This is a genomic window from Polaribacter vadi, assembly GCF_018861005.1.
GTDB classification, from domain to species: Bacteria; Bacteroidota; Bacteroidia; order Flavobacteriales; family Flavobacteriaceae; genus Polaribacter; species Polaribacter vadi_A.
The window spans coordinates 157986-179479 of sequence record NZ_JAHKQL010000004.1; the positions used below are offsets into that span (position 1 = coordinate 157986).

General features: G+C 27.0%; 24 protein-coding genes and 1 tRNA gene. 9 read left to right on the plus strand and 16 right to left on the minus strand.

The features are described 5' to 3' along the window. The first annotated feature begins 67 nt into the window (after positions 1–67). Positions 68–1021: an MBL fold metallo-hydrolase gene (locus KO506_RS03325; protein ID WP_215993473.1), complete on the plus strand. Its 954-nt coding sequence runs from the start codon at positions 68–70 to the stop codon at positions 1019–1021. Positions 1022–1031: 10 nt separating this feature from the next. Here KO506_RS03325 and KO506_RS03330 read toward each other — a convergent pair whose 3' ends face one another. After that, on the minus strand, positions 1032–2009 hold the full coding sequence (locus tag KO506_RS03330) for an endonuclease/exonuclease/phosphatase family protein (RefSeq protein ID WP_215993474.1): 978 nt from the start codon (positions 2007–2009) through the stop codon (positions 1032–1034). Continuing rightward, the gene (locus KO506_RS03335) at positions 2009–3649 is read right to left on the minus strand and encodes a mechanosensitive ion channel family protein (protein WP_215993475.1); all 1641 of its coding nucleotides are present in this window, start codon (positions 3647–3649) and stop codon (positions 2009–2011) included. Before KO506_RS03335 ends, KO506_RS03330 begins: the two co-directional genes overlap by 1 nt. Before the next feature lie 99 nt (positions 3650–3748). Between KO506_RS03335 and KO506_RS03340 the strand changes: the two genes are divergently transcribed. Then, positions 3749–4195, plus strand: coding sequence for a Spy/CpxP family protein refolding chaperone (locus KO506_RS03340; protein WP_215993476.1), 447 nt, complete (start codon positions 3749–3751; stop codon positions 4193–4195). Positions 4196–4360: 165 nt separating this feature from the next. Here the strand turns inward: KO506_RS03340 and KO506_RS03345 are convergent, their stop codons facing one another. The 4 genes from KO506_RS03345 to KO506_RS03360 all read right to left on the minus strand — a co-directional run bounded on the left by KO506_RS03345 (position 4361) and on the right by KO506_RS03360 (position 8888). Then, entirely contained in the window at positions 4361–4876 is a 516-nt protein-coding gene (locus KO506_RS03345) for a gamma carbonic anhydrase family protein (protein ID WP_215993477.1), read from the minus strand. 129 nt (positions 4877–5005) lie between these two features. Then, positions 5006–5737: a LytR/AlgR family response regulator transcription factor gene (locus KO506_RS03350; RefSeq protein ID WP_215993478.1), complete on the minus strand. Its 732-nt coding sequence runs from the start codon at positions 5735–5737 to the stop codon at positions 5006–5008. Positions 5738–5978: 241 nt separating this feature from the next. Beyond that, entirely contained in the window at positions 5979–8171 is a 2193-nt protein-coding gene (locus tag KO506_RS03355; protein WP_215993479.1) for a tetratricopeptide repeat-containing sensor histidine kinase, read from the minus strand. After that, complete coding sequence (locus tag KO506_RS03360) at positions 8172–8888, minus strand: carboxypeptidase-like regulatory domain-containing protein (protein WP_215993480.1); 717 nt, start codon at positions 8886–8888, stop codon at positions 8172–8174. A gap of 244 nt (positions 8889–9132) precedes the next feature. On the opposite strand from KO506_RS03360, the gene KO506_RS03365 reads away from it, so the two are divergent. Further along, positions 9133–10263, plus strand: a complete 1131-nt coding sequence (locus KO506_RS03365) for a vWA domain-containing protein (RefSeq protein WP_215993481.1) — start codon at positions 9133–9135, stop codon at positions 10261–10263. 99 nt (positions 10264–10362) lie between these two features. Here the strand turns inward: KO506_RS03365 and KO506_RS03370 are convergent, their stop codons facing one another. The 5 genes from KO506_RS03370 to KO506_RS03390 all read right to left on the minus strand — a co-directional run bounded on the left by KO506_RS03370 (position 10363) and on the right by KO506_RS03390 (position 14650). Continuing rightward, a complete protein-coding gene (locus tag KO506_RS03370; protein ID WP_215993482.1) occupies positions 10363–11103 on the minus strand; it encodes a phosphatase PAP2 family protein in 741 nt (246 codons plus the stop codon). A 24-nt stretch (positions 11104–11127) separates the two neighbouring features. Then, positions 11128–11586, minus strand: coding sequence for a GNAT family N-acetyltransferase (locus KO506_RS03375; RefSeq protein ID WP_215993483.1), 459 nt, complete (start codon positions 11584–11586; stop codon positions 11128–11130). Further along, positions 11586–13256, minus strand: a complete 1671-nt coding sequence (locus KO506_RS03380; protein WP_215993484.1) for a Na+/H+ antiporter NhaC family protein — start codon at positions 13254–13256, stop codon at positions 11586–11588. Before KO506_RS03380 ends, KO506_RS03375 begins: the two co-directional genes overlap by 1 nt. A 242-nt stretch (positions 13257–13498) precedes the next feature. Further along, positions 13499–14113, minus strand: a complete 615-nt coding sequence (locus KO506_RS03385) for a DUF1684 domain-containing protein (RefSeq protein WP_215993485.1) — start codon at positions 14111–14113, stop codon at positions 13499–13501. Between the two features lie 3 nt (positions 14114–14116). After that, the gene (locus KO506_RS03390) at positions 14117–14650 is read right to left on the minus strand and encodes a DUF4252 domain-containing protein (RefSeq protein ID WP_215993486.1); all 534 of its coding nucleotides are present in this window, start codon (positions 14648–14650) and stop codon (positions 14117–14119) included. Between the two features lie 212 nt (positions 14651–14862). On the opposite strand from KO506_RS03390, the gene KO506_RS03395 reads away from it, so the two are divergent. Continuing rightward, the gene (locus KO506_RS03395; protein ID WP_215993487.1) at positions 14863–15063 is read left to right on the plus strand and encodes a hypothetical protein; all 201 of its coding nucleotides are present in this window, start codon (positions 14863–14865) and stop codon (positions 15061–15063) included. Here the strand turns inward: KO506_RS03395 and KO506_RS03400 are convergent. Continuing rightward, positions 15052–15981, minus strand: a complete 930-nt coding sequence (locus KO506_RS03400; RefSeq protein ID WP_215993488.1) for a calcium/sodium antiporter — start codon at positions 15979–15981, stop codon at positions 15052–15054. The genes KO506_RS03395 and KO506_RS03400 overlap by 12 nt on opposite strands. A 575-nt stretch (positions 15982–16556) precedes the next feature. Between KO506_RS03400 and KO506_RS03405 the strand changes: the two genes are divergently transcribed. From KO506_RS03405 to KO506_RS03425, 5 genes are all read left to right on the plus strand, one after another. Further along, positions 16557–16709 carry an SsrA-binding protein gene (locus KO506_RS03405; RefSeq protein ID WP_215993489.1) on the plus strand — a complete coding sequence of 51 codons (153 nt, stop codon included), beginning with the start codon at positions 16557–16559 and terminating at the stop codon, positions 16707–16709. An 11-nt stretch (positions 16710–16720) separates the two neighbouring features. Continuing rightward, positions 16721–16951, plus strand: a complete 231-nt coding sequence (locus KO506_RS03410; RefSeq protein ID WP_215993490.1) for a putative signal transducing protein — start codon at positions 16721–16723, stop codon at positions 16949–16951. Positions 16952–17009: 58 nt separating this feature from the next. Continuing rightward, a tRNA-Arg gene (locus tag KO506_RS03415) sits at positions 17010–17083 on the plus strand. A 691-nt stretch (positions 17084–17774) separates the two neighbouring features. Further along, positions 17775–18350 (plus strand): hypothetical protein, encoded by a 576-nt coding sequence (locus tag KO506_RS03420; protein ID WP_215993491.1) that lies wholly within the window; start codon positions 17775–17777, stop codon positions 18348–18350. Positions 18351–18481: 131 nt separating this feature from the next. Next, positions 18482–19039 carry a hypothetical protein gene (locus KO506_RS03425; RefSeq protein ID WP_215993492.1) on the plus strand — a complete coding sequence of 186 codons (558 nt, stop codon included), beginning with the start codon at positions 18482–18484 and terminating at the stop codon, positions 19037–19039. 199 nt (positions 19040–19238) lie between these two features. Here the strand turns inward: KO506_RS03425 and KO506_RS03430 are convergent, their stop codons facing one another. From KO506_RS03430 to tpiA, 4 genes are all read right to left on the minus strand, one after another. After that, positions 19239–19511, minus strand: a complete 273-nt coding sequence (locus KO506_RS03430; RefSeq protein ID WP_215993493.1) for a hypothetical protein — start codon at positions 19509–19511, stop codon at positions 19239–19241. 4 nt (positions 19512–19515) lie between these two features. Continuing rightward, positions 19516–19791 (minus strand): ATP-dependent Clp protease adaptor ClpS, encoded by a 276-nt coding sequence (locus KO506_RS03435; protein WP_215993494.1) that lies wholly within the window; start codon positions 19789–19791, stop codon positions 19516–19518. Between the two features lie 10 nt (positions 19792–19801). After that, positions 19802–20638 carry a 50S ribosomal protein L11 methyltransferase gene (gene prmA / locus KO506_RS03440; RefSeq protein ID WP_215993751.1) on the minus strand — a complete coding sequence of 279 codons (837 nt, stop codon included), beginning with the start codon at positions 20636–20638 and terminating at the stop codon, positions 19802–19804. 63 nt (positions 20639–20701) lie between these two features. Then, the gene (gene tpiA / locus KO506_RS03445) at positions 20702–21460 is read right to left on the minus strand and encodes a triose-phosphate isomerase (RefSeq protein WP_215993495.1); all 759 of its coding nucleotides are present in this window, start codon (positions 21458–21460) and stop codon (positions 20702–20704) included. Between the last annotated feature and the right edge of the window lie 34 nt (positions 21461–21494).

A 21494-nucleotide genomic window follows, 5' to 3' on the forward strand; every position in this document is an offset into this window, starting at 1 on the left:
ATAAATTCTAAAAGCATCAACTTAATGTTGATGCTTTTTTTGTAGCTTTAAAATCTAATTTTTCTTTATGAAATTATTCTTAACATTTTTAAGCATCTTCCTTTTTACTTCTTGTAAGCAACAAAACAAAGTAGCAAAAAACTTAAAAAATAAAGCAAGACACAACCAATATGTAACAATTCTAGGAGTTGCACAAGATGGAGGCTACCCACATATAGGCTGCCAAAAACAATGTTGTAAAAACTTTTACAATGATGTAAATGAAAGAAAAAGTGTAGTTTCTTTGGGTTTGGTTGATATAGAAAATCAACAAAAATATTTATTTGATGCTACACCAGATTTACACACACAACTAGCTACATTAGAACAACATCATCTAAAAAAAGAAAAAATTATTGATGGAGTATTTTTAACGCACGCACATATTGGTCATTATACAGGTTTAATGTATTTTGGTAGAGAAGCCTATGGTAAAACTAATATTCCTGTTTTTGCGATGCCTAAAATGACATCATTTTTAAAAAACAATGGTCCTTGGAGTCAATTGGTGTCTTTAAAAAATATTAAACTTAAAAAATTACAAAACGATTCTACAATTGTACTAAGTAATAAATTAAAAGTAACTCCTTTTTTAGTACCACATAGAGATGAATTTTCTGAAACTGTAGGCTATAAAATTGAAGGGAATAATAAATCTATTTTATTTATACCAGATGTTGATAAATGGCATAAATGGAAACACTCTATAATTGAAGAAGTTAAAAAAGTAGATTATGCCTTTTTAGATGCTACTTTTCTAAATCAGCATGAAGTTAAAAGAGCGATGTCTGAAGTACCACATCCATTTATTGAAGAAACTGTAAGGTTATTTGTTAATGAGGCCATAACAACTAAAAATAAAATATATTTTATACACTATAATCATACAAACCCAACTCTGCAAGAGAATAGCCCTGCAAGAAAAGAAATAGAAAAATTAGGCTTTCATTTTGCTGATGAAGGCATGCAATTTCAGTTGTAAATGTTGCCTTTTATTTTAATTTAAATTCCATAAAAACTGGTAAATGATCTGAAGCTTGTTCAAATTCATTCAATACTTTTCCTGAAATATATTCTATTGAGTTTTTGGTATAAAAAATATAATCGATTCTTTTTACAGGCGCTTTAGAATCAAAAGTATTCTTAATATCTGATTGATTAAAAGCCGCATTTCCAATATCTTTTAATGCAAACATTTTTTGAATAATAGCATCTTTATCTCTGGCTTCAGAATTAAAATCACCTAATAAAATTGTAGGATAGTCTTTTTTATATTGATTGAATAATTTTAAAACCTCATCAAATTGTTTAACTCTGGTAACTTTATCAAAAGCTTCTAAATGAATATTTATTAAAACAACTTCTTGTTTGTTTAAAGTAACTTTTACTATTTGTGCCAAACGATCTAAATAAAAAGCATTTCTATGAAAAGGTGCATCTGCAACTCTTTGCAAAACAAATCTCTGTTGATCTTTTAAAGGATATTTACTAATAATAGATTGCCCTGAAACCACTTTACCAAAATGCATAGAAATGGGCCAATAAGGAAAGGGTAAATAACGTTTGTCCCAATTAACAGCTTTTGCTCTAAAACCATAACCCAAATTGGCTATTTCTTGTTCTTGATTTATGTTATAAGAACGAGAAGCATCATAATCGATTTCTTGAAATGCAATAATGTCTGGATTGATCTTTTTTGTTTCTGATAAAACTTTCTTCAAATTCGTATCAAACAAAGACTTTGGTTTTGCAACAGGCAAGTTATTCGTCATTCCACTTAAATAACCAATATTATAAGTAACAATGCTAAAAATAGAATCATTTTCTGTTTTTTGATCGGCATTTATAACATTTAAATCTTCATACTCACTTTCGTTTAAGGTAGATGATGAAGCCCAAAAAAAGAAAAGTACACAGGCTACTATCAACAGTAAAAAAAATCGAAAAATAATTTTAAAAAAACGTTTCATTAGCTTTCTGGTGTATTTTCTGGTGGAGTATCATTTCTAAAATTCTCTAAAACTTTATCTAAAGAATTTTTTATTTTTTCTTTATCTGTATTGTATTTTGGTGACAAGTTACTTTTATCTGGAAATTGCTCAATAGATACAGTTGTAGACGGAAATGCGAACTCTACACCCAATTCTGCTGCTAATTTTAAAATAGCCATATGCAATCTGTGTTTTGATGATTGTTCTGTGCTCCAAGCCAAACTTTTAAAATAAACATTCATCATTACCAACAAAGCAGAATCTCCAAAACCTGTAAACTCTACATTATAAGAATCAGATTTTGTTTCTGGATGTTCTTTAATAATAATACGAACTCCGTTTACAAAAGCCTCAATTAATTCTGGTGGTGTATCATAACGCAATCCTAAATTTGTGTTGTAACGTCTGTACAAACGCAAACCACTATTGTTAATTACCATTTCTGCTAATTTACTGTTTGGAATTTGATACACAGTTGTATCTGCAGCTCTAACTCTTGTAGATCTAAAACCAACTTCTTCTACTGTACCTGTAACTTCGCCTGCAGAGATCCAATCATCTATATGAAAAGGTTTGTCTAAAAATATGGCAACTGTACCAATAAAGTTTTTTACGGTATCTTGAGAGGCTAATGCAAAAGCTAAACCTCCAATTGTAGCACCTGCTAAAATAGTTGTTGTATCTACACCAAATAATTGCAAAACTTTAAAGAAACCAAAAATTAATACAACACCTGTTAATAAATTATTTAAAATTGGCACTAATTGGTCATCTAATCTATTATCTGTTTTTGAGGTAAATTCTTCATAAATCTTCATTATAACTTTAACCAGCTTTAAGAAAACATAAATCCAAAAAACAGTTTCTGCAATATTTATGGCTAAAAACACCCATTTATTTACAGTTAAAGAAAATTGTAAAGACGGAAAAATAGTATCTATAAATTTTATAGCAACTAACAAACTTATAGGGTGTGCTAACTTTTTTAGTACTGTATTTATGGCTAAACTAGAATTACTTTTAGTTATATAATGTTGTAGTTTTTGTAAAATAGAATAAGTAATTTTCTTAAAGATTAAGAAGATTACAAAAGCTAAAATAAATAAAATGATAACTGCTACAAATTGCCACAACTCAATGCCTAACACTTTTGTATAACCCGAATTCGGAATAAAATCCTGAAACTTATCTACATACCAAGGAAAAACTTCTTTGTAAATTCTATCTATACTTGCTACAGTTTCTGAAGAATAGTACCAACTATTTTCTACCTTTTCTACATAGATACTTGGCATTCTTTGAGGAAACAAAACATACTTTTCTTTTGAGTTATAATCTAAGGTATCTTTATAATTAGCATTTGTTGGCAACCTATTAAAATCTATAAATAAACCTTTACCATCTAAAACTTTTTTAATTTTTATTGCTTTTTCTATTGCTGTTTTTTCTGGTAAACCTAAGATAGTTTTTGCAGCTTTTTTTGGTTGATAAGAATCGTTTTGCAAAAAATAAATATGCGTATAAACCGCTGATTTTGGACTACTTAAGTCCACCTTAACAATCTCTTGCGCATTTACTAAAAAAGATAAAAAATAGATTAGAACAAGTAGTTTTTTCATAAGAGTAATTTGTTAAGCAGCTGTTAAATAATAAAACAAATTTAAACCTTTTAATTTTTTTGATGTCAAAGAAGCGTAACAAAAAAATAATTTAAAATCATGAAAAAAATAATAGGTATCGTAGTTTTAGTATTCGTTTTTACTTTAACAACACAAGCACAGAAAAAAAGAGGTAATAAAGGACCGCAAATGACTGTTGAACAGCATACAGATTTAACAGTTAAGAAAATGACATTAGCTTTAGATTTATCTGACAAGCAACAAAATCAAATTAAACCTTTGATTAAAGCACAAGCAGAAGAAAGAAAAGCAGGAATGGAAAAAAGAAAAGAGGCTAGAAAAAGTGATACAAAGCCAACTGCTGATGAAATGTATGCGATGCAAAGCAAACGTTTAGACGATCAAATTGCATTTAAAAACAACATGAAAAAAATCTTAAATGATGAGCAATTTGAAAAATTTGAAAAAATGAACAAAGGCAGAAAAATGAAGGGGAAAAAGAAAGACTCAAAAGAGCGCAGAATGGCAAAAGAAAAAAGAGATTAATAGTAACTGATTTGGTTGATTGGTTTATATATGGCTCAATTTCCTTTAGAGGAAATTGGGCTTTTTTATGCTTTTAAAACAGCTTACTAATCTTGCAAAACCAGAAACTTTTTTAATACCTTTTTCTTAATTTGATGTTTTTTATGAGAATATTGGCGTTAAATTCTACTCTTTAAACCAACTCGAATATTTTAAATAATTATTAGCAATTCTATCAATTTCTCCAGAAATTAATTCTTCTGAAATGTCTTTTACTTTTTTAGCGGGTACACCTGCATAAATACTACCACTTTCTACTTTTGTATTTTTAGTAACTACTGCACCAGCTGCAATTATAGAATTAGATTCTATAATACAATCATCCATAATAATTGACCCCATACCTATTAAAACATTATCGTGAATTGTACAACCGTGCACAATTGCATTATGCCCAATAGAAACATTATTACCAATTGTTGTTGGCGATTTTTGATAAGTTGCGTGGATTACTGCTCCATCTTGAATGTTTACTTTATTGCCTATTTTGATGAAATGTACATCTCCTCTAATCACAGCATTAAACCATATAGAACAATCTGAACCTAAAGAAACTTCACCTAAAATAGTAGCATTTTCTGCGATATAACAATCTTCTGGTATTTGTGGATAATTTCCTCTTACTAATTTTATGATAGGCATATTCTTTTGTCTTTTAATTTAGCAGTAAATGTAAAAATTAAAAAAATATCTTAATAGAAATTTGATGAAAAATCAAATTAATTCCAATCTACATTCTCTACCCTTGGGGAAGAATAAGATGAGCTTTTTTTATTTAAAATAAGACAGCAAATTACTCTTTTGCGAGGCAGAAACCAAAATTTCTTTTCCATTAGAAACAATTACACTTCCTCCTTTTCCTTTTTTGTATTTGGTAATTGCGTTTACATTTACCAAATACGATTTATGAATTCTTGCAAACGTATATTCTGTTAAAACTTCTTCAAAATACTTTAAGGTTTTGCTCACTAATTTTTTAGAATTTGCCAAATGTATTTCTGTATAATTATCATCGGCTTTACAAAAAACAATGTCATCAATATTTAAAACTTCAAAACCATCTTGTTGTGGAATGGTTATTTTACCTTCTGCAGATTTTGTTTTTGGCGCCAATATTTTATGCTGTAATTCATTTTCTTTTTCTTTAATTTCTGATACAATATTTACAGCTTTAATCAACTCATCAATAGAAATTGGTTTTAACAGATAATAACTTGCATGGTTATTTAAAGCCTCTATTGCATAATGATCATAAGCAGTTACAAAAACTGTTTCAAAAGTTCTGTTTTCTACTTTTTCTAACAAGTCAAAAGCATTGCCAAAAGGCATTTCTACATCTAAAAACACTAAATCTAATTCGTGTTTATTGATTAAAGAATAGGCTTCATCAATATTACTTGCTTCACCTAATAAAGAAACATTTGGGCAATATTTACCTAAATAATTACGCAGAATTTCTCTACTTATTTGTTCGTCTTCTACTATTATGGCTTTTAATTTCATTATTGTTTTTATTTACTTTTTAGAAGCTGTTTCCTGCTTTTCGCACTCGCTTTTTTTTTGTTTGTTCTCGATACAATTTTTCTTCCTTTGTCAGAAAAATCACTCGAATTGACACTAAAAAAAGAGCTCAAACAATTGCTTCAATCAAGGCTAAACTTGTTTGCCAACTTTTTAAAATCTTAAAATTAATATCAGCATATATAAGAGTCTACTTTTACTGAAAACTGCAACTGAATACTGATCATTTTTTCTTTAGTAACAACTCAACTTTTGTTCCTTCTCCATTTTCTATAGCATCAGAAACATTTACAGCTATTCGTTCTTTATACATATCATTTAGAATAGCAATTCTATTTTTAATAGTGCTCATTCCTTTTGATTTCTGTTTCAGTTGATTTTTTGTTTTTAATTCCTGCGATTTTTTACGTCCAATTCCATCATCAATAATAGAAATTGAAACAGTTTCATCATCTTTTTTATGAATTGCTATTTCTAAACTCCCTTTCTCTTTTTTATAACGTAATCCGTGCCAAATTGCGTTTTCAATATAAGGTTGCAATAACATTGGCGGAATTGAAAATTGTTCTAAATCGATAGTTTTATCAACAGAAATTTTATAATCGAACTTATCTTTAAAACGATTGTGCTCTAATTTTACATACAATTCTAGCAACTCAATTTCTTTATTTAACGAAATAAAATCTTCATCAGAATTTTCTAAAACCGAACGCATTAAAACTGAAAACTCACTTAAATAACGGTTTGCATTTCGTTCGTCATTTACAGCAATAAAACTGTTTACAGAGTTTAGTGCGTTAAAAATAAAATGCGGATTCATTTGCGATCGCATTGATTTTAAAGCCAATAAATTGTTCGCTAATTTTTGTTGTTTATTTGTTCTAAACATAAAATAGGCCAGCAAACTCATCAATAAAAAACCACCAATTAAAGAGTAAATAATTAAACGTTGTTTTTGATTACTTTCTTCTGATAATTTTTGATCTACATAAGCCAAACTGATTTTACTCTGCGACAATTCTTTATCTTTCTCTAAACTTGCAATTCTATTTTGATTGTCTGCAATTTTCTTAGAAAAACGTTTTATTTGCTGAATTTCTTGTTCTTTTCTTACATACAAAGAATCTACCAAAGCCACATATTCTTTATAATTTTTAAGCGCTTTTTCATTATCACCTAAACTAGCAAAAACCTCAGAAATTTTTCTTGTAGCATCTTTTTCTACAACAATATCATTCTTTTCTTTGGCACCTTTTTTACTTTTTTCTAAAAACGGAATTGCACTTTTATAATCCTCTTTTAAAAGATAAGCGTTCCCGATTTTATAATTAATTTTTTGAGCTGTAATTGAATCTTTTTCTTTTGATAATTTTCTAGAAGAAGAATTGCTTTCTGCCTTCTGTAAACTCTTTTTACGAATGGCAATTTCTTCATCAAAACGTTGATTAGAATTGTAAAAATCTGCTACTTTTTCTTCTTCTACTAAAGCTCTTTCTGGATTTTCTTTTTTCGCAAAATTTAAAGAATTTATAAATTGATTTTCAGCTTCATTTACCTTTCCTTGTGCAGCTAAAACATCAGCAATTTTAGAACTTATATCTGTAATTTTAGGAGTAACTATATTCTCTTTCGCAATTTCTAAGGCTTGTTGATAATTAGTTTTGGAAAAACTCCATTTTTTTTGAGCAAAATTCACATCACCTAAACCTTCATAAACCAGAATTCTTTCGTAATTACTCAGTTTTTTTGATATTAATTCTAGATATGATTTTTCGCTATCTGCATACTCTTTTTGTAAAAACTGTGCTTTTGCCAAAGCCAATTTAGTTGCTAAATCTTCTTTAATTTGATGCGATAATTTATAGTTATAAACTGCTAAATCGTATTGTTTCCAGTACAAATAAACATCTGCAAGCAATTTATATGTAGCTGCATTTCTTTCTTTATTTTGTTTACTTTCTAATGCCTTTTCTACAAATGACAAACTTTTTTCAATGTCTTTTTTCTTGTAAAATTTAACGGAATCTAAATGCTGTAAATACAAATCTTGACTTCTAGTTTTACTTAAATATTTTGAATCTCGGTTTCTAGTATTCCCAGAATTTTCTATGAGAACCTTAATATCTTCACTAGAATTAATTGTATAATAAATGGTTTCAAAATCTGGGTGAGATACCCTAAGTTCATCTCCAACTCTGGCTTTTACAATATATCTACCACTAATATCTGGGTAATTATAATTAATTCCGTTTACAGAAACTTCAGCATTTTTTACTTTTTCGTTAGTGCTATCATCAACAATTGTAATTCTAACAGAAAACTCGACACCTTTTTCTGTAATTATAATTTCTTGACTGCATATTGTTGCAAAACTGCACAATAAAAAAGTGAATAATATGTACGTTCTTTTTAACATTTAATATCTTCTGTTTTCCTTTTTTCTAAAAAGGTTTCCAATTCTTTTAAAAATATTTGGTCTTTTTATAGTAACCATTCCAACAGTTACAATTTCTCCTAAAAGTTCATTAGTTTCTTCCATTTCAATTATTAGCGGTTTTTTGATTGATAAAACATCAATTTCTTGTGTTTTATACCCCAAATAAGAGATAACTAATATAGTTGACTTTGCCTTTTTATTAGGTATTTTGATGGAAAAATTTCCATCAAAATCGGTTTCTGTACCTAAAGTGGATTCTTTTAACACAATACTAACTCCAGGTAAAACATCAAAAGAATCTTTCACTTTACCTGTAATGATAATGTCTTTTTGGATAGAATCATTCTCAACAAAAACTTTACCCAATCTAAAACTTAACACTTCTACATTTTCTTTTTTTGATTGCGTAAAAACAGGTTCTGAAGCCGAAATTGCAGAAATTAAAGCTAACCCAGCAGCAACTTTCGATAAATTATTTTTCTTTATTACTTCTAACTCTGTGTTTAATTGGTTGTCTTTAAAACGACCACAAAGATTTTTATCCTTGCTTACTTTTTTAGCAATTTCTGAGTTTGATAAATTTGTGAAATCAACAACTTCTTTACTACAACTTTTACAAAACTTTCCTTTTTCTGTTGATGTCATTATGTTCCAATCTTCATGACAAGGTTTTGGTATTGTAATTTGATATTTCATAGTAAATCTATTTAAATTCTTTGTAAACATAGACACAAATTAGCATCCAAAAAAATCATTAAAGTGTGTTATAGCCTATAAAAACAGTCAAAAAATAGAGTTTACTCATTTTGCAATCTTGTTTACTCATTCAATGAACCACTTTACTCATTCTGGTTTTATTTAGAAAAAAGTTGGTAGTAATATTGGATAACATTAAACACCGAACTTTTAATCAAATTATAAATCTTAAAAAACATTAATTATGAAATCTCTTGTATTAAAAGTAACCTCAATTTTATTTGTTTTAGCAAGTACTTTTAGTTTTGCTAATCATCAAACAGATAAAGAAACTGTAAAAAACCAAACTATAAAAGTGGCACTTTTATTAGATACTAGTAATAGTATGGATGGTTTAATAAACCAAGCAAAAGCACAACTTTGGGAAATTGTAAACGAACTTTCTTATGCTAAATACGGCATGCAAAAACCAGATTTAGAAATTGCTTTGTATGAATATGGAAATTCAAATTTACCTTCTAGAGAAGGGTTCATTAGACAAGTTTTACAGTTTAGTAACGATTTAGATGAAATTTCTGAAAAACTATTTTCACTTACCACAAATGGTGGAAATGAGTTTTGTGGACAAGTAATTTCTACTTCTTTAAAAGAACTTTCTTGGGGTAAAAACAAAAATGATTTAAAATTATTATTCATTGCTGGTAACGAACCTTTTACTCAAGGAAAAATTAATTATAAAGATGCAATTACTGATGCTAAAGAAAAGGATGTGGTAATCAATACCATTTTCTGTGGCAACTATTCTAATGGAATTTCTGGAATGTGGAAAAATGGTGCAGATTTAGGTGGTGGAGATTATATGACAATTAATCAAGATAAAAAAGTAGTACATATAATTACTCCTTATGATGATGATATTATCATTCTAAACAAAAAACTAAATGCCACTTATATTTACTATGGAAATGCAGGTTATTCTAAATTTTCGAATCAAAAAACACAAGATGAGAATGCTTTAGAAATGAATGAAGCTGTTGTAGTAAAAAGAGCTGTTAGTAAAAGTTCTAGATTGTATGAAAATTCGAATTGGGATTTAGTAGATGCTGATAAAAAAGAAAAAGTAGATTATAAATCTATAGAAAAGAAAAAATTACCAAAAATTTTACAAAACAAATCTGCGACTGAAATAAAAAATTATGTAAAACAAAAAGCAAATGAAAGAGCTGAAATACAGAAAAAAATTAAAGAATTAGATATAAAAAGAAGGAGTTTTATCGCAAAAAAACAAAAAGAAGGAACTCAAAAAGATGTTTTGAATAACGTAATGATTAAAGCGATAAAAAGACAAGCTGAGTTAAAAAACTATACTTGGTAGAAACAGGTAAATTTAATGTATAAGTATTATCTATTTTATGTTGATGATACTTATACATTACTAAGACATATAATTTACTAATTAATGTTTAGTTAATCATCAATATAAATTTATTGTATTAGGGTCTTCTCTAAATATTTTAAATAGATTTAGTACTAAAATACAGAATACTACCCAAATAAAGCCGGCTACAAAACCACCAACAATATCCGAAGGAAAATGTACACCTAAATAAATTCTACTAATTCCTATACTTAAAATTAGAATTGTAAAAACCGTAATTAAACAAAATTTTAAGAATTTATTGATTTTAAAGGTAACGATCAAATAGATTAAAAAACCATAAAAAGCCATTGCTGTCATTGCATGACCACTTGGATAACTCAATGTTTTTACTGTTACCAAATGCTCTAAAGTTGGTCTTTGTCTGTTTATTAATTGCTTTAAAATTAAGTTAGAACTTAGCGCTAATATTAAAATTGATAACAATTGTAATACATATTTCCAGTTCTTAAAAAACAGATAAAACAACAAACTACAAAGAGAAACAACAACAAAATAGCCTAAAGCATCACCAACATCTGTAACAAATTTAAAATAGCTTGTTAAAAGGTCTGATCTAAAACTTGTAATATAATTGCTTACTGAAGTATCGAATTCTGATAGAACATCTGTGTGTAAATTTTTAGTAAGTTTTACAAAAAATTTAATACCATAAACAACTATTATTGATGTAATTAATACGGTTACCAAATAAGGAATTTTACCATCGTATTTTTGGAATTTTTTAGATAAAAACTCTTTAAATTTAGAAATAAAAATCTTTAGTTGTTTGTACATAAAATATTGTTTTTTTGTAAAATTTTATTGATTGTTTGATAAATCTAGTTTCATAATAGGCAAAAAACGTCCAGCTATTGAACTTTGTTTTTTATCTATAATTAAAAAACCTTTAGATTTATAAAAAGAAACTGCATTTGGGTCTGATAATAAAGTTATAGATTCAACCTCAAGAAATTTTGCTTTTTCTACTGCGTGTACTAACAATTGTTTTCCTATTCCTTTGCCAATAAAATCAGGAAGTACAAAAAGCATTTCTAATTCAATTGTTTTTTCCTTTGGCAGATTTAAAATATAAAAACCAACAGCTGTATCATCAAATATAAATTGATAGACAAACAGTTCATCAATCATTTTTTCTGACACTGTTAAATCTGGTTTCCAACTTTCTAAATCATCAGCAGAATACTTCCAATAAGCTTTAGATTTTAATGCAATTTCCGTGAGTATTTTTGCATCAGAAATTGTTGCAACAACAATCATTATTTACCTTTAATCATTCTAATTTTTAGATTAAAAGCAGCAAAAAGTAATGTCATAAAAGGACTTAACCAGTTAAAAATGGCATATAAAAAGTATTCTCCTACTCCAACTCCTAAAACACTAGATTGATAAGCACCACAGGTATTCCAAGGAATTAAAACCGATGTTACAGTACCAGAATCTTCTAAAGTTCTACTTAAATTTTCTGGAGCTAAACCTTTATCTTCATAAGCTTTTTTGAACATTTTACCCGGAATTACAAGAGCCAAATATTGGTCTGATGCTACAATATTTAATCCTAAACAACTTACAACTGTACTTGCAAATAACCCGAAGATTGAAGAAGCAATAGACAACAAACTTTTGGTAATTTTAGCTAAAGCACCAATAGCATCCATAACCCCACCAAAAACCATTGCACAGATTATTAGAAAAATAGTCCAAAGCATTCCATTCATTCCACCTGAAGAGAATAATTTTTTTAACCTTTTTATTGTAATTAATTTATCTAAATTATAAACTTTTTCAGCAATTATTGATTCATTATAACTTTTTTCAGGAAAATAATCTGATAATAATTCAATTGTAAATACTCCTTTCAAATCATTTCCATCAATAAATAAATTTTTTATTTTTTCATCTTTTTTAAGTAAATTCAATTCATTTTCTGAAAACGATGAAATAAATTTCGAGTTATCTATTTCAATTTCTGTATCTGATAACACAGAATTAATAATTACTTTTGATTTATTATCTGAAATATTTTGAATTAAACTTGATTGAAAAATAAAAGCAAAAATTCCGGCCATTATGACACCTGTGCCTAAAGCTATTAAGGGTTTGGTTTTAAAAAGTATTAATACAATTACAGTAATTGGAACTAAAAACAACCAAGGTGTTATATTGAAATACTTATCAATTGTTCCTAATATAAAAGTAGTATCTACATCTCCAGACGCTTCCAAGTTCGCACTCAAAATTCCGAAAACGATTAATGTAATTACAATTGTAGGCACTGTTGTAAATGCCATATATTTAATATGTGTAAACAAATCTGTACCAGCCATTGCTGGCGCCAAATTTGTAGTATCAGAAAGTGGAGACATTTTATCCCCAAAATAAGCCCCAGAAATTACGGCTCCTGCAATCATACCTGTTGGTATACCTAAAGCACTACCAATACCAATTAATGCAATACCAACTGTTGCAGAAGTTGTCCAAGAACTACCAGTTGCAATCGAAATTATAGCTGCAATGATTACTGATGCTGGTAAAAATATTGTAGGACTCAAAACTTGTAATCCATAATAAACCATTGCTGGTATTATACCACTTACCAACCAAGTACCTGCTAATGCACCTACTAAAAAAAGAATCATTATAGGCACAAAAACACTTTTCCAGTTTTCCCAAACTTCAGAAATCATTCTTTTAAAAGAAACTTTATTATAAAAACCAACAGCTGCTGCAACTACGCCACCCATTAATAATATATATTGATTTGTGTAACCACCTAACCATTCTTGGTCTTCAACCAAAAAAATATTGTATGCTAATAAACACATTAAAATAATTACCGGAATTAGAGATTCTAAAAGATTCAATTCTTTATTCTCTATAATTTTTTGATCTTCTATTTCTATTTCAGATAAGTTTTTATTGTTCTGCATTTTCTAATTTTTCTAGTGTAATGTTACGATTTTAGTAGATGTTATGCAAATTGAATTGATAGTACTATCTATTTCGTTGAATTTGTTTGATAAATATTTAAAATTGTAATGATTTCATAAATTTATAATTATCATATTCAACAGAAAGTATTATTTATAATGTTTAAATTTTTAATTTATTTTGATGAAATATAATGACTGTAATTTCTGCCTTATCTAGAAACCTATAATTAAAAATAAGCTTAATGTTTTTCAAAAACTTTTATCCCTGCTTTTATCTCTATATCTAAATGATTTTTTCTTGGTGTTAATGGGCAAGAATATTTATCATTATAAGCACAGTAAGGATTATAAGTATTATTAAAGTTTAAAATTACTGTTCCATCTGCATTAATATCGTAAAGCATTACATCCATATAACGTCCACCTCCATAAGATTCATCTCCAGAAGTATCATCAGTAAAAGGCACAAACAAGTAATCTTTGTATTTTTCATCTTCTAAATCATCTTGACTTTGATAAATAGTTAATTCTAAATCTTTACCTTGTATTGTAAAATTTAGCTTGCCATATTCTTTATACAAAGGAGTTCTGTCTGTAGTTGTTGCCATTTTAAAAATAGGCGCATCTACAGTTATATTTAGTTTTGCAATTACGATAAATGAAGAATCTACAGGAAAAAAATCTAACCCTTTAAAGTTTTTTAAATCCTTCTTTTTTAAGGGTGATGTTGTTGCGTCTTTGTAACTCGAATTTAATTTTTGTTGATATTCTGTTTTACCAACCAAAGGTCTTTTACCTTGTGAGTTACAAGAAATCATAGTTAACAAAACTAATAATAAAAGTATTTTTTTCATTTTTTAATTAGGATTAAAACCTGGCGTTAAAGGTGTTTTTTGATAATTTTGAATTAATTTAGATGACAAGTTTTCAAACTGATTTGTTTCTGATAATTCTTTAATTCTATTTGGATTGAAACGTCCTTTTAAATAAAAAACAGATGTTTTATCAAGTGTTGAATTGAAAACAATAGCTTGAGTAACTACATTACCATCTTCTTTTACAGAAACAATTTTTGTTTTTTCTACTGTATTTTTTCTTAATACATCTGTAAAATTATTGTTGGTTACTAAATTCATTTCAGAAATTAATAAATTTTGTTTTTCTCTGGAAATGGCATCAAAAGTGATAAATTTAAAATCACTAACATTACCAAATAAATTATTTAATTCTGGTGAAATATTTTGTACTAATGACATCATAAAATTAGGAACCTGAAAAGCTGTAACTCCTAAATCTCTTTTATGATCATTAAAAAAACTTTGAAAAGATTTACCACTACCACAAGAAATTGCAAGCACTAAAAAACTAAAAGTCAGAATTATTTTTTTCATTTCATTAAAAATTTCACTTTTCAAAAATACAACATTCATATATTTTATGTAGTTTTGGAACATTAATAAAAATGAAAACTGTCATTATTTTATGTACTCAAATTTCGTGGAAAAACCACAAAGTTCGGTCTGTAAATCTATTTTGATAGTTTCTCTATAAAATATAATAATTACTAAAAGTCCGGCTTAAAAAAGGAAATCAAGGGGAATATATGGCTATGTATGCTATGTCTTTTTCTTTAGCTAGTATATTTAGCCATAATACAGGTATGCAAATGTTTGATAAGTTTGGCTATGAATTTACTTGGTATTTTATGACTGCTTTTGCAGTTTTAGGAGTTGGTATTTTAGTTATTCTACTTAAAATACTTCAAAAAAAAGCAACTAAAGCTAAAGTAAGTTTACAAAGTTAAATAAATAAAAACACAATAAGCAATTAACAAAACACTACCATTTTTCCAATTTAGAGAATATTTTTTAGGAAGTAAAACCATTGGTAAAACAATAAATGAGATACCTAACATCCAAAAAATATCGCTAGTTAATAATCTCTGATCAGATAAAGAAATAGGTGTAATTATAGATGTAATACCAATTACTGCTAGGATATTAAAAATATTAGAGCCTATTAAATTACCTAAAGAAATGGCCTTTTCTTTTTTAATAACTGCAATAATAGATGCTGCTAATTCTGGGATACTTGTACCTATAGAAACCACAGTTACACCAATTACACGTTCTGTAACTCCAAAATCTAAGGCTAAAGCTGTAGCTCCATTTATTAATAGTTCAGAACCTCCCCAAAGACCTAAACCTCCAATAACTAGATAAATTGTGGTTTTAAAAACTGTTAAAGGTGTTTCTTCTTCTAATTCATCTAAATCAATATTTTTTTGAGAACGTAAAAGGTAAATTAAAAAAATTATTAATAGCGTAAATAATATAATTCCTTCATATTGCACAATGATGTTGTCATTAGCTAAAAAGACAAAGAGTAATGCAGAAGCAATAATCATTACAGGCCAATCTACTTTATAAAAGTTTTTTGCTACTTCCATTTTACCTAAAAGTAATGTTATACCTAAAACCAAACCTAAATTTGCAATATTAGAACCAATAACGTTACCTAATGCTAAATCTGATGAACCATTTAAAGCAGCATTAATACTAACTATTAGCTCTGGTGCGGAAGTTGCAAAAGAAACAACTGTCATACCCACAACAACTTTAGAGATATTTAATTTTAATGATAAAGCAACTGCCGATTTTAGCAACCAGTTTCCACCTAAAATTAATAAAATTAAACCTCCAATAATTAGTAAAAAATTCATTTATTTTCTTTTTTGCGAAGATACATTTTTATCACTTTCTAGCGAGAACAAAAAATCAAAAAGCTAAATTACCCCTATTAATTAATGGGTTTTACATTACTTTTTAAAAAACATTCAAAAATACCCTTTACTTAATTACAGTATTCCTTTATTACACAAAATAAAACAACAAACAGAAACCTTTTTGTAGTTATAACTATTACACATTACAACTATATGTATTTTTTTAGTTTTATATGTAAAATCAATTTAAATAATTTAAATATTAACTTTTGGTTATGTGATTTCAATCATTGTATATTCAAAAAACATTTAAACAAACAACCAAATTTACTAACTTTAAAACTCTATTATCATGATTGTTCTTGCTCTAAAATTCATCAAATTTATTTCTACTCTTATATTTCTTTTATTTTTTTAAAAAGACTTAAAAACTAACTAGAAAACCTACAACAACCAAAATAAAATCAACTAAATAAAAATAAGAATATGAAAGAGTTATTTTACAAGAACAACACTTTATTAAAATACTGAGTTGTTATTTTTCATTAAATTTGACGACTAATCAAACCAGAATGAAAAAACAAGTTTTTAAAACTTTAGCAAAAATTAATAAAGCTATTTTACCTTCTTTTACAAAAAAGAAGTTGGACATCTCTAAAGCTACTAAACTGCAATTGGCTATAATTGGTTATAGAGCTTTTGTAACAATAAATTCTCTTAACTAAAAACTAAAATTATGAATGCAACATATGTTAAATTATTTACAGATACTAATATAATTGTACATGGTTTACAGAATATATTAGAAAATAATAATATAAAATATATTATTAAAGACAGATTTGAATCTGCTAGATTAGGAGGTTTTGGAGAGTCTTTAGGAGCAGTAGAAATACATGTTTTAAATAATAAACTTGAGAAAGCTAATGAGATACTTACTAAATATAAAGAAAAAATTAATTCATAAAAATATAATATAGATTTTCTAATTCGAAAAAATGATATTATATTTGCAGCCGCTTAAAGGCCATGTGGCGCAACTGAATAGCGCACTTGATTACGGCTCAAGAGGTTCTAGGTTTGAATCCTAGCATGGTCACAACAAAACCAGCAGTTTACTATAACATTAGTAATTGCTGGTTTTTTATTTGCCTATAATTTTCAGAAAAACTCAATTTTAAATATTTTGAGAAAGAAAAATAGGGCAAAATTACATTTAAATACTGTTCTATTGTTTTTAGGTGTTTTTATATAATTGTCCTATTATTTATTATTGAATTTTAATCAAAACCTTCAAATTACTAACAATCGTAAATCTTTACTTCCATTTCACTGAACAATCAATAATTTAATGTCATTTAACGAATTAATAACATTAAAAAACTTGTACAAACTATTATTATTATATATATTTGAAACGTACATTTATCTGTAATAATTATAGATAATTAGTTATTAAAAGAATCCAATCCCCCCAATTATGGATATTATAAAAACTAATTTTACTGAAAACTTGTTTCAAGTGGTTGAAAATCAAATTTTTAACCAAATATTCTTTTTTGAAACAAAAACATCAAACACAAAATTTTTTATTTTTATTTTTTTGGGGGCAGTTAAAACTGTGCTATTTATGTTTTTAGAAACATTTTCTAATTTTATTGCTTTTGATATTAAAAACAATATTCAGAATAAAAATAGCGTAGTAAAATCATTAGATTTTAAATTTATTTTTGCAAAAAATAGATTTTTTAATTGTTTAACTTTTTTATTATCCCCTAAATTAAAAGCGAATGAAAAAGTTAGCCATAAGATCTAAAAAGGTATTATTTAAGTTTTCTAGCCTAGAAAAAAAGCATAAAATAATTACTTATATTTCTTTGCTATTTTTAACGGTTTCTACTTATTTTTTGAGAACTGAAAACCAAAATGTAAAGGTTAATTACGCTATTTTAAAAGAAGAAAGTAGTAATTTAAAATACAATATGGTTCTGTTTAATAGAAATTACGAAGGTTTTCCTTTACCTGTTTGGCAGAAAATAAAAAAAGGCAATGAATTTATTATACAATATATAAACCCAGAATATGTAAAAGAATTTGGTCATATTTTTAATAATGATAAATATGAATTATTAGGTAAAAATAATTTTGAACTTTTTCCTGATAAAATTGCTCAAGAATATTTTGTTCATGATATAACAGTTTCTAAAACAGGAAAAAAAATAGAAGGCTTAGAGAAAGTGGTAGACAAACATGGTAATATTATTACTCTAAAAGTTATAAAATGGCGAAAAATTAAAAGTAATAAAGACACATTAGTTTATGGGATGGTAAAAGAGATTCTACCTTACACAGAAACTAATAAATAGTAAATGTATTTAACAATCCAAATCCCCCTTAATATGGATACAAAAACTTATAGTACTCAATTTTTGTTTTCTAATGAGAATGACAAAATAAAATGCAGCAATTTTATTTTGAATTCTAAAACAGCAACATTATGAGTAAACTAGCCATAAAATCTAAAAAAATTATATTTAATGTTTCTAATTTAGAAAAGAAACATAAAATAATAACTTATGCATCATTATTATTTTTAACTGTTTCTACCTATTTTTTAAGATCAGAAAACCAAACAGTAAAAATTGAATATGCGACTTTACAAGAAAAAAGCCATAATTTAAAACAAAATATGATTATCTTTAATGGTGATTATGAAGATTTTCCTTTACCTGTTTGGCAAAAAGTAAAAAGAGGAGACAAATTTATTTTACAATATGTTAATAAAGCTTTTATAGAATGTTTTGGTCACTCTTTTGATTATAATCGTTATAACATAATTGGTAAAACCAATTTTGAATCTTTTAATAAAAATATGGCACAACAATATTACGAAGCTGATATTGCAGTTTCAGTTACTGGCGAAAAATTACATAGCAAACCAGAATACATTGATAAAGAAAATAAAATTCATAGAATGAAAGTTTTAAAATGGAGAGAAGTTGTAAATAATAAAGACACTTTAATCTATGGTATAGTTAAAGAAATAACAAAATAGTTTTATACCCTTAGTATAAAATAGAAAAGGCTCTTAACATATGTTAAGAGCCTTTTCGTCTAACCAAACTTAGTATAAAAACTAACTACTATCTTTATTTACTTTTTCTTTTATCGTTCTCTATTTATAAGACACAACAAAATTTAATAAGTCACATTTAATTTTATAAAAACAAAAAAACCTAAGAAATTCTCAGGTTTTAGTTTAAATATTGCTTTATCGCTATTCTGTGTTCTGGTATACTTTTATTGTAATTTTCTACCAACAACTCTACTATTTCTGGAGGTTTAACACCAATATCTTTTCTTTGCTGATATTTAGAAACATATAAATTATAGGTTGTATTATTTTTTTCGAAAATTAAAAAATGAGTTGCATTTAATTCGGTATATGCAATTTGATTTCCAGAAAAAGCTGAAGAATTATCTTTAAAAAACTCAGAGAATTCATAATATTTTAAAACGTTTTCCATAAACCTAAACCAATTCTGCAGACAAACCCAATTGTAATAATTTAGAACACCTAGGTTCTAAATCTTTATACTCGCCAGATTTTACTGTACATTTACCTTTATAATGTACTAAAATAGTACACTGTTCTGCTTGCTCTAAAGTGTGGTCGCAAATATCTATCAAAGATTCTATTACAAAATCAAAAGTATTAACCTCATCATTATGCAATACAATTTCATGTTGATTTGTTCTTTGTTCTAAAACGTCTACTTCTTCTTTAATTTTTTCTTTTGTACTCATATAAACAAAATTACAATTTATTGTATTTCAATGCAACCCAATTATTTCTTTCAATAAATGTCTCTAACTTTAAATTATATTTAGAAACTTCATTATCTATAATTGGTAGATCTTCTTTGTAAAAACCACTCAGTAATAAGACTCCTTTATCATTTAAACAATTGGTATAAATTTTCATATCCATCAACAAAATATTTCTATTAATGTTGGCAATAATAACATCGTACTTTTTATCATTTAAAAGTGATGCATCACCTTCATAAACGGAAATATTAGTACAATTATTACGTTGTACGTTTTCTAAAGAATTTTCGTAACACCAATTATCAATATCAATAGCATCAATAGGTTTAGCATTTTTCATTTCTGCAAAAATTGCTAAAATTCCTGTTCCACAACCCATATCTAAAACAAATTTATTTTCTAAATCTAATTGTAATAAATGCTGAATCATCATATGTGTAGTTTCATGATGACCAGTACCAAAACTCATTTTTGGTTCAATTACAATATCATATTTTAGATTTGGATTCTCGTGAAAAGGAGCTCTTACACTCACTAATTCATCCACCTGAATAGGTGTAAAATTCTTTTCCCATTCTGCATTCCAGTTGGTTTGTGCAACTTCTTTCTTTTGATATTCTATCTGGAATTCATCTGAATTTAAAACAAAAATATCGTTTAAAATATCGTCAGAATATTCGTCTTTTTGAATGTAAGCTGTTACTCCGTTTTCATTTTCAACAAAACTCTCAAAACCCACATTACCTAATTCAGCAATTAAAATTTCTGTAGCTGGTTCTTTAGGTATTACTGTAAAATTGTATTCTATATATATATTATCCATCATAAAAAAAGCGTCAAGAATTAAATCTTGACGCAAATTTATTAGTTTTAAATTTAAGTTCTTTTAAATCGCTTTTATAATTGCAGAAAAATCTGATGATTTTAAAGCTGCACCACCAATTAAACCACCATCTACATCTGGTTTAGAAAATATTTCTACTGCATTTGCAGGTTTTACACTACCACCATATAAAATAGAAACATTTTCTGCAACTTCTTTATTATATTGTTTTTCTACAATACTTCTAATAAAAGCATGCATTTCTTGTGCTTGTTCTGGGCTTGCAGTTTCTCCTGTACCAATTGCCCAAACAGGTTCGTAAGCTAAAACAATACTTGCCCAATCTTTAGCTTCTAAGTGAAATAAAGCATTTTTTAACTGACTTTCTACTACATTAAAGTGATTATCAGATTTTCTATCTTCTAACAATTCACCAAAACAAAATATAGTCTCTAAATCATTCTCTAAAACTGTATTTACTTTTTCAGCAAGCAATTCATCAGTTTCACCAAAATAAGTTCTTCTTTCTGAATGCCCTAAAATAACAGATTTAATACTGATTGATTTTAACATATCTGCAGAAACCTCACCTGTGTAAGCTCCACTTTTTGCTTGATGCATATTCTGTGCAACAACTTCTATTTTAGAATCTTCAGTATTATTAACAGCAGATTCTAAATTTATAAAAGATGGAGAAATGATAACTCTAGTGTTCTCTAATGCTAAATCTTTAATTTCTTCTTTAATACCATTAATAAGTACTTGAGTTTGATTTTTATCATTATTCATTTTCCAATTTCCAGCTACTATTTTTTGTCTCATAATTATATACTTTTATTACTTTGTAAATTTAAGA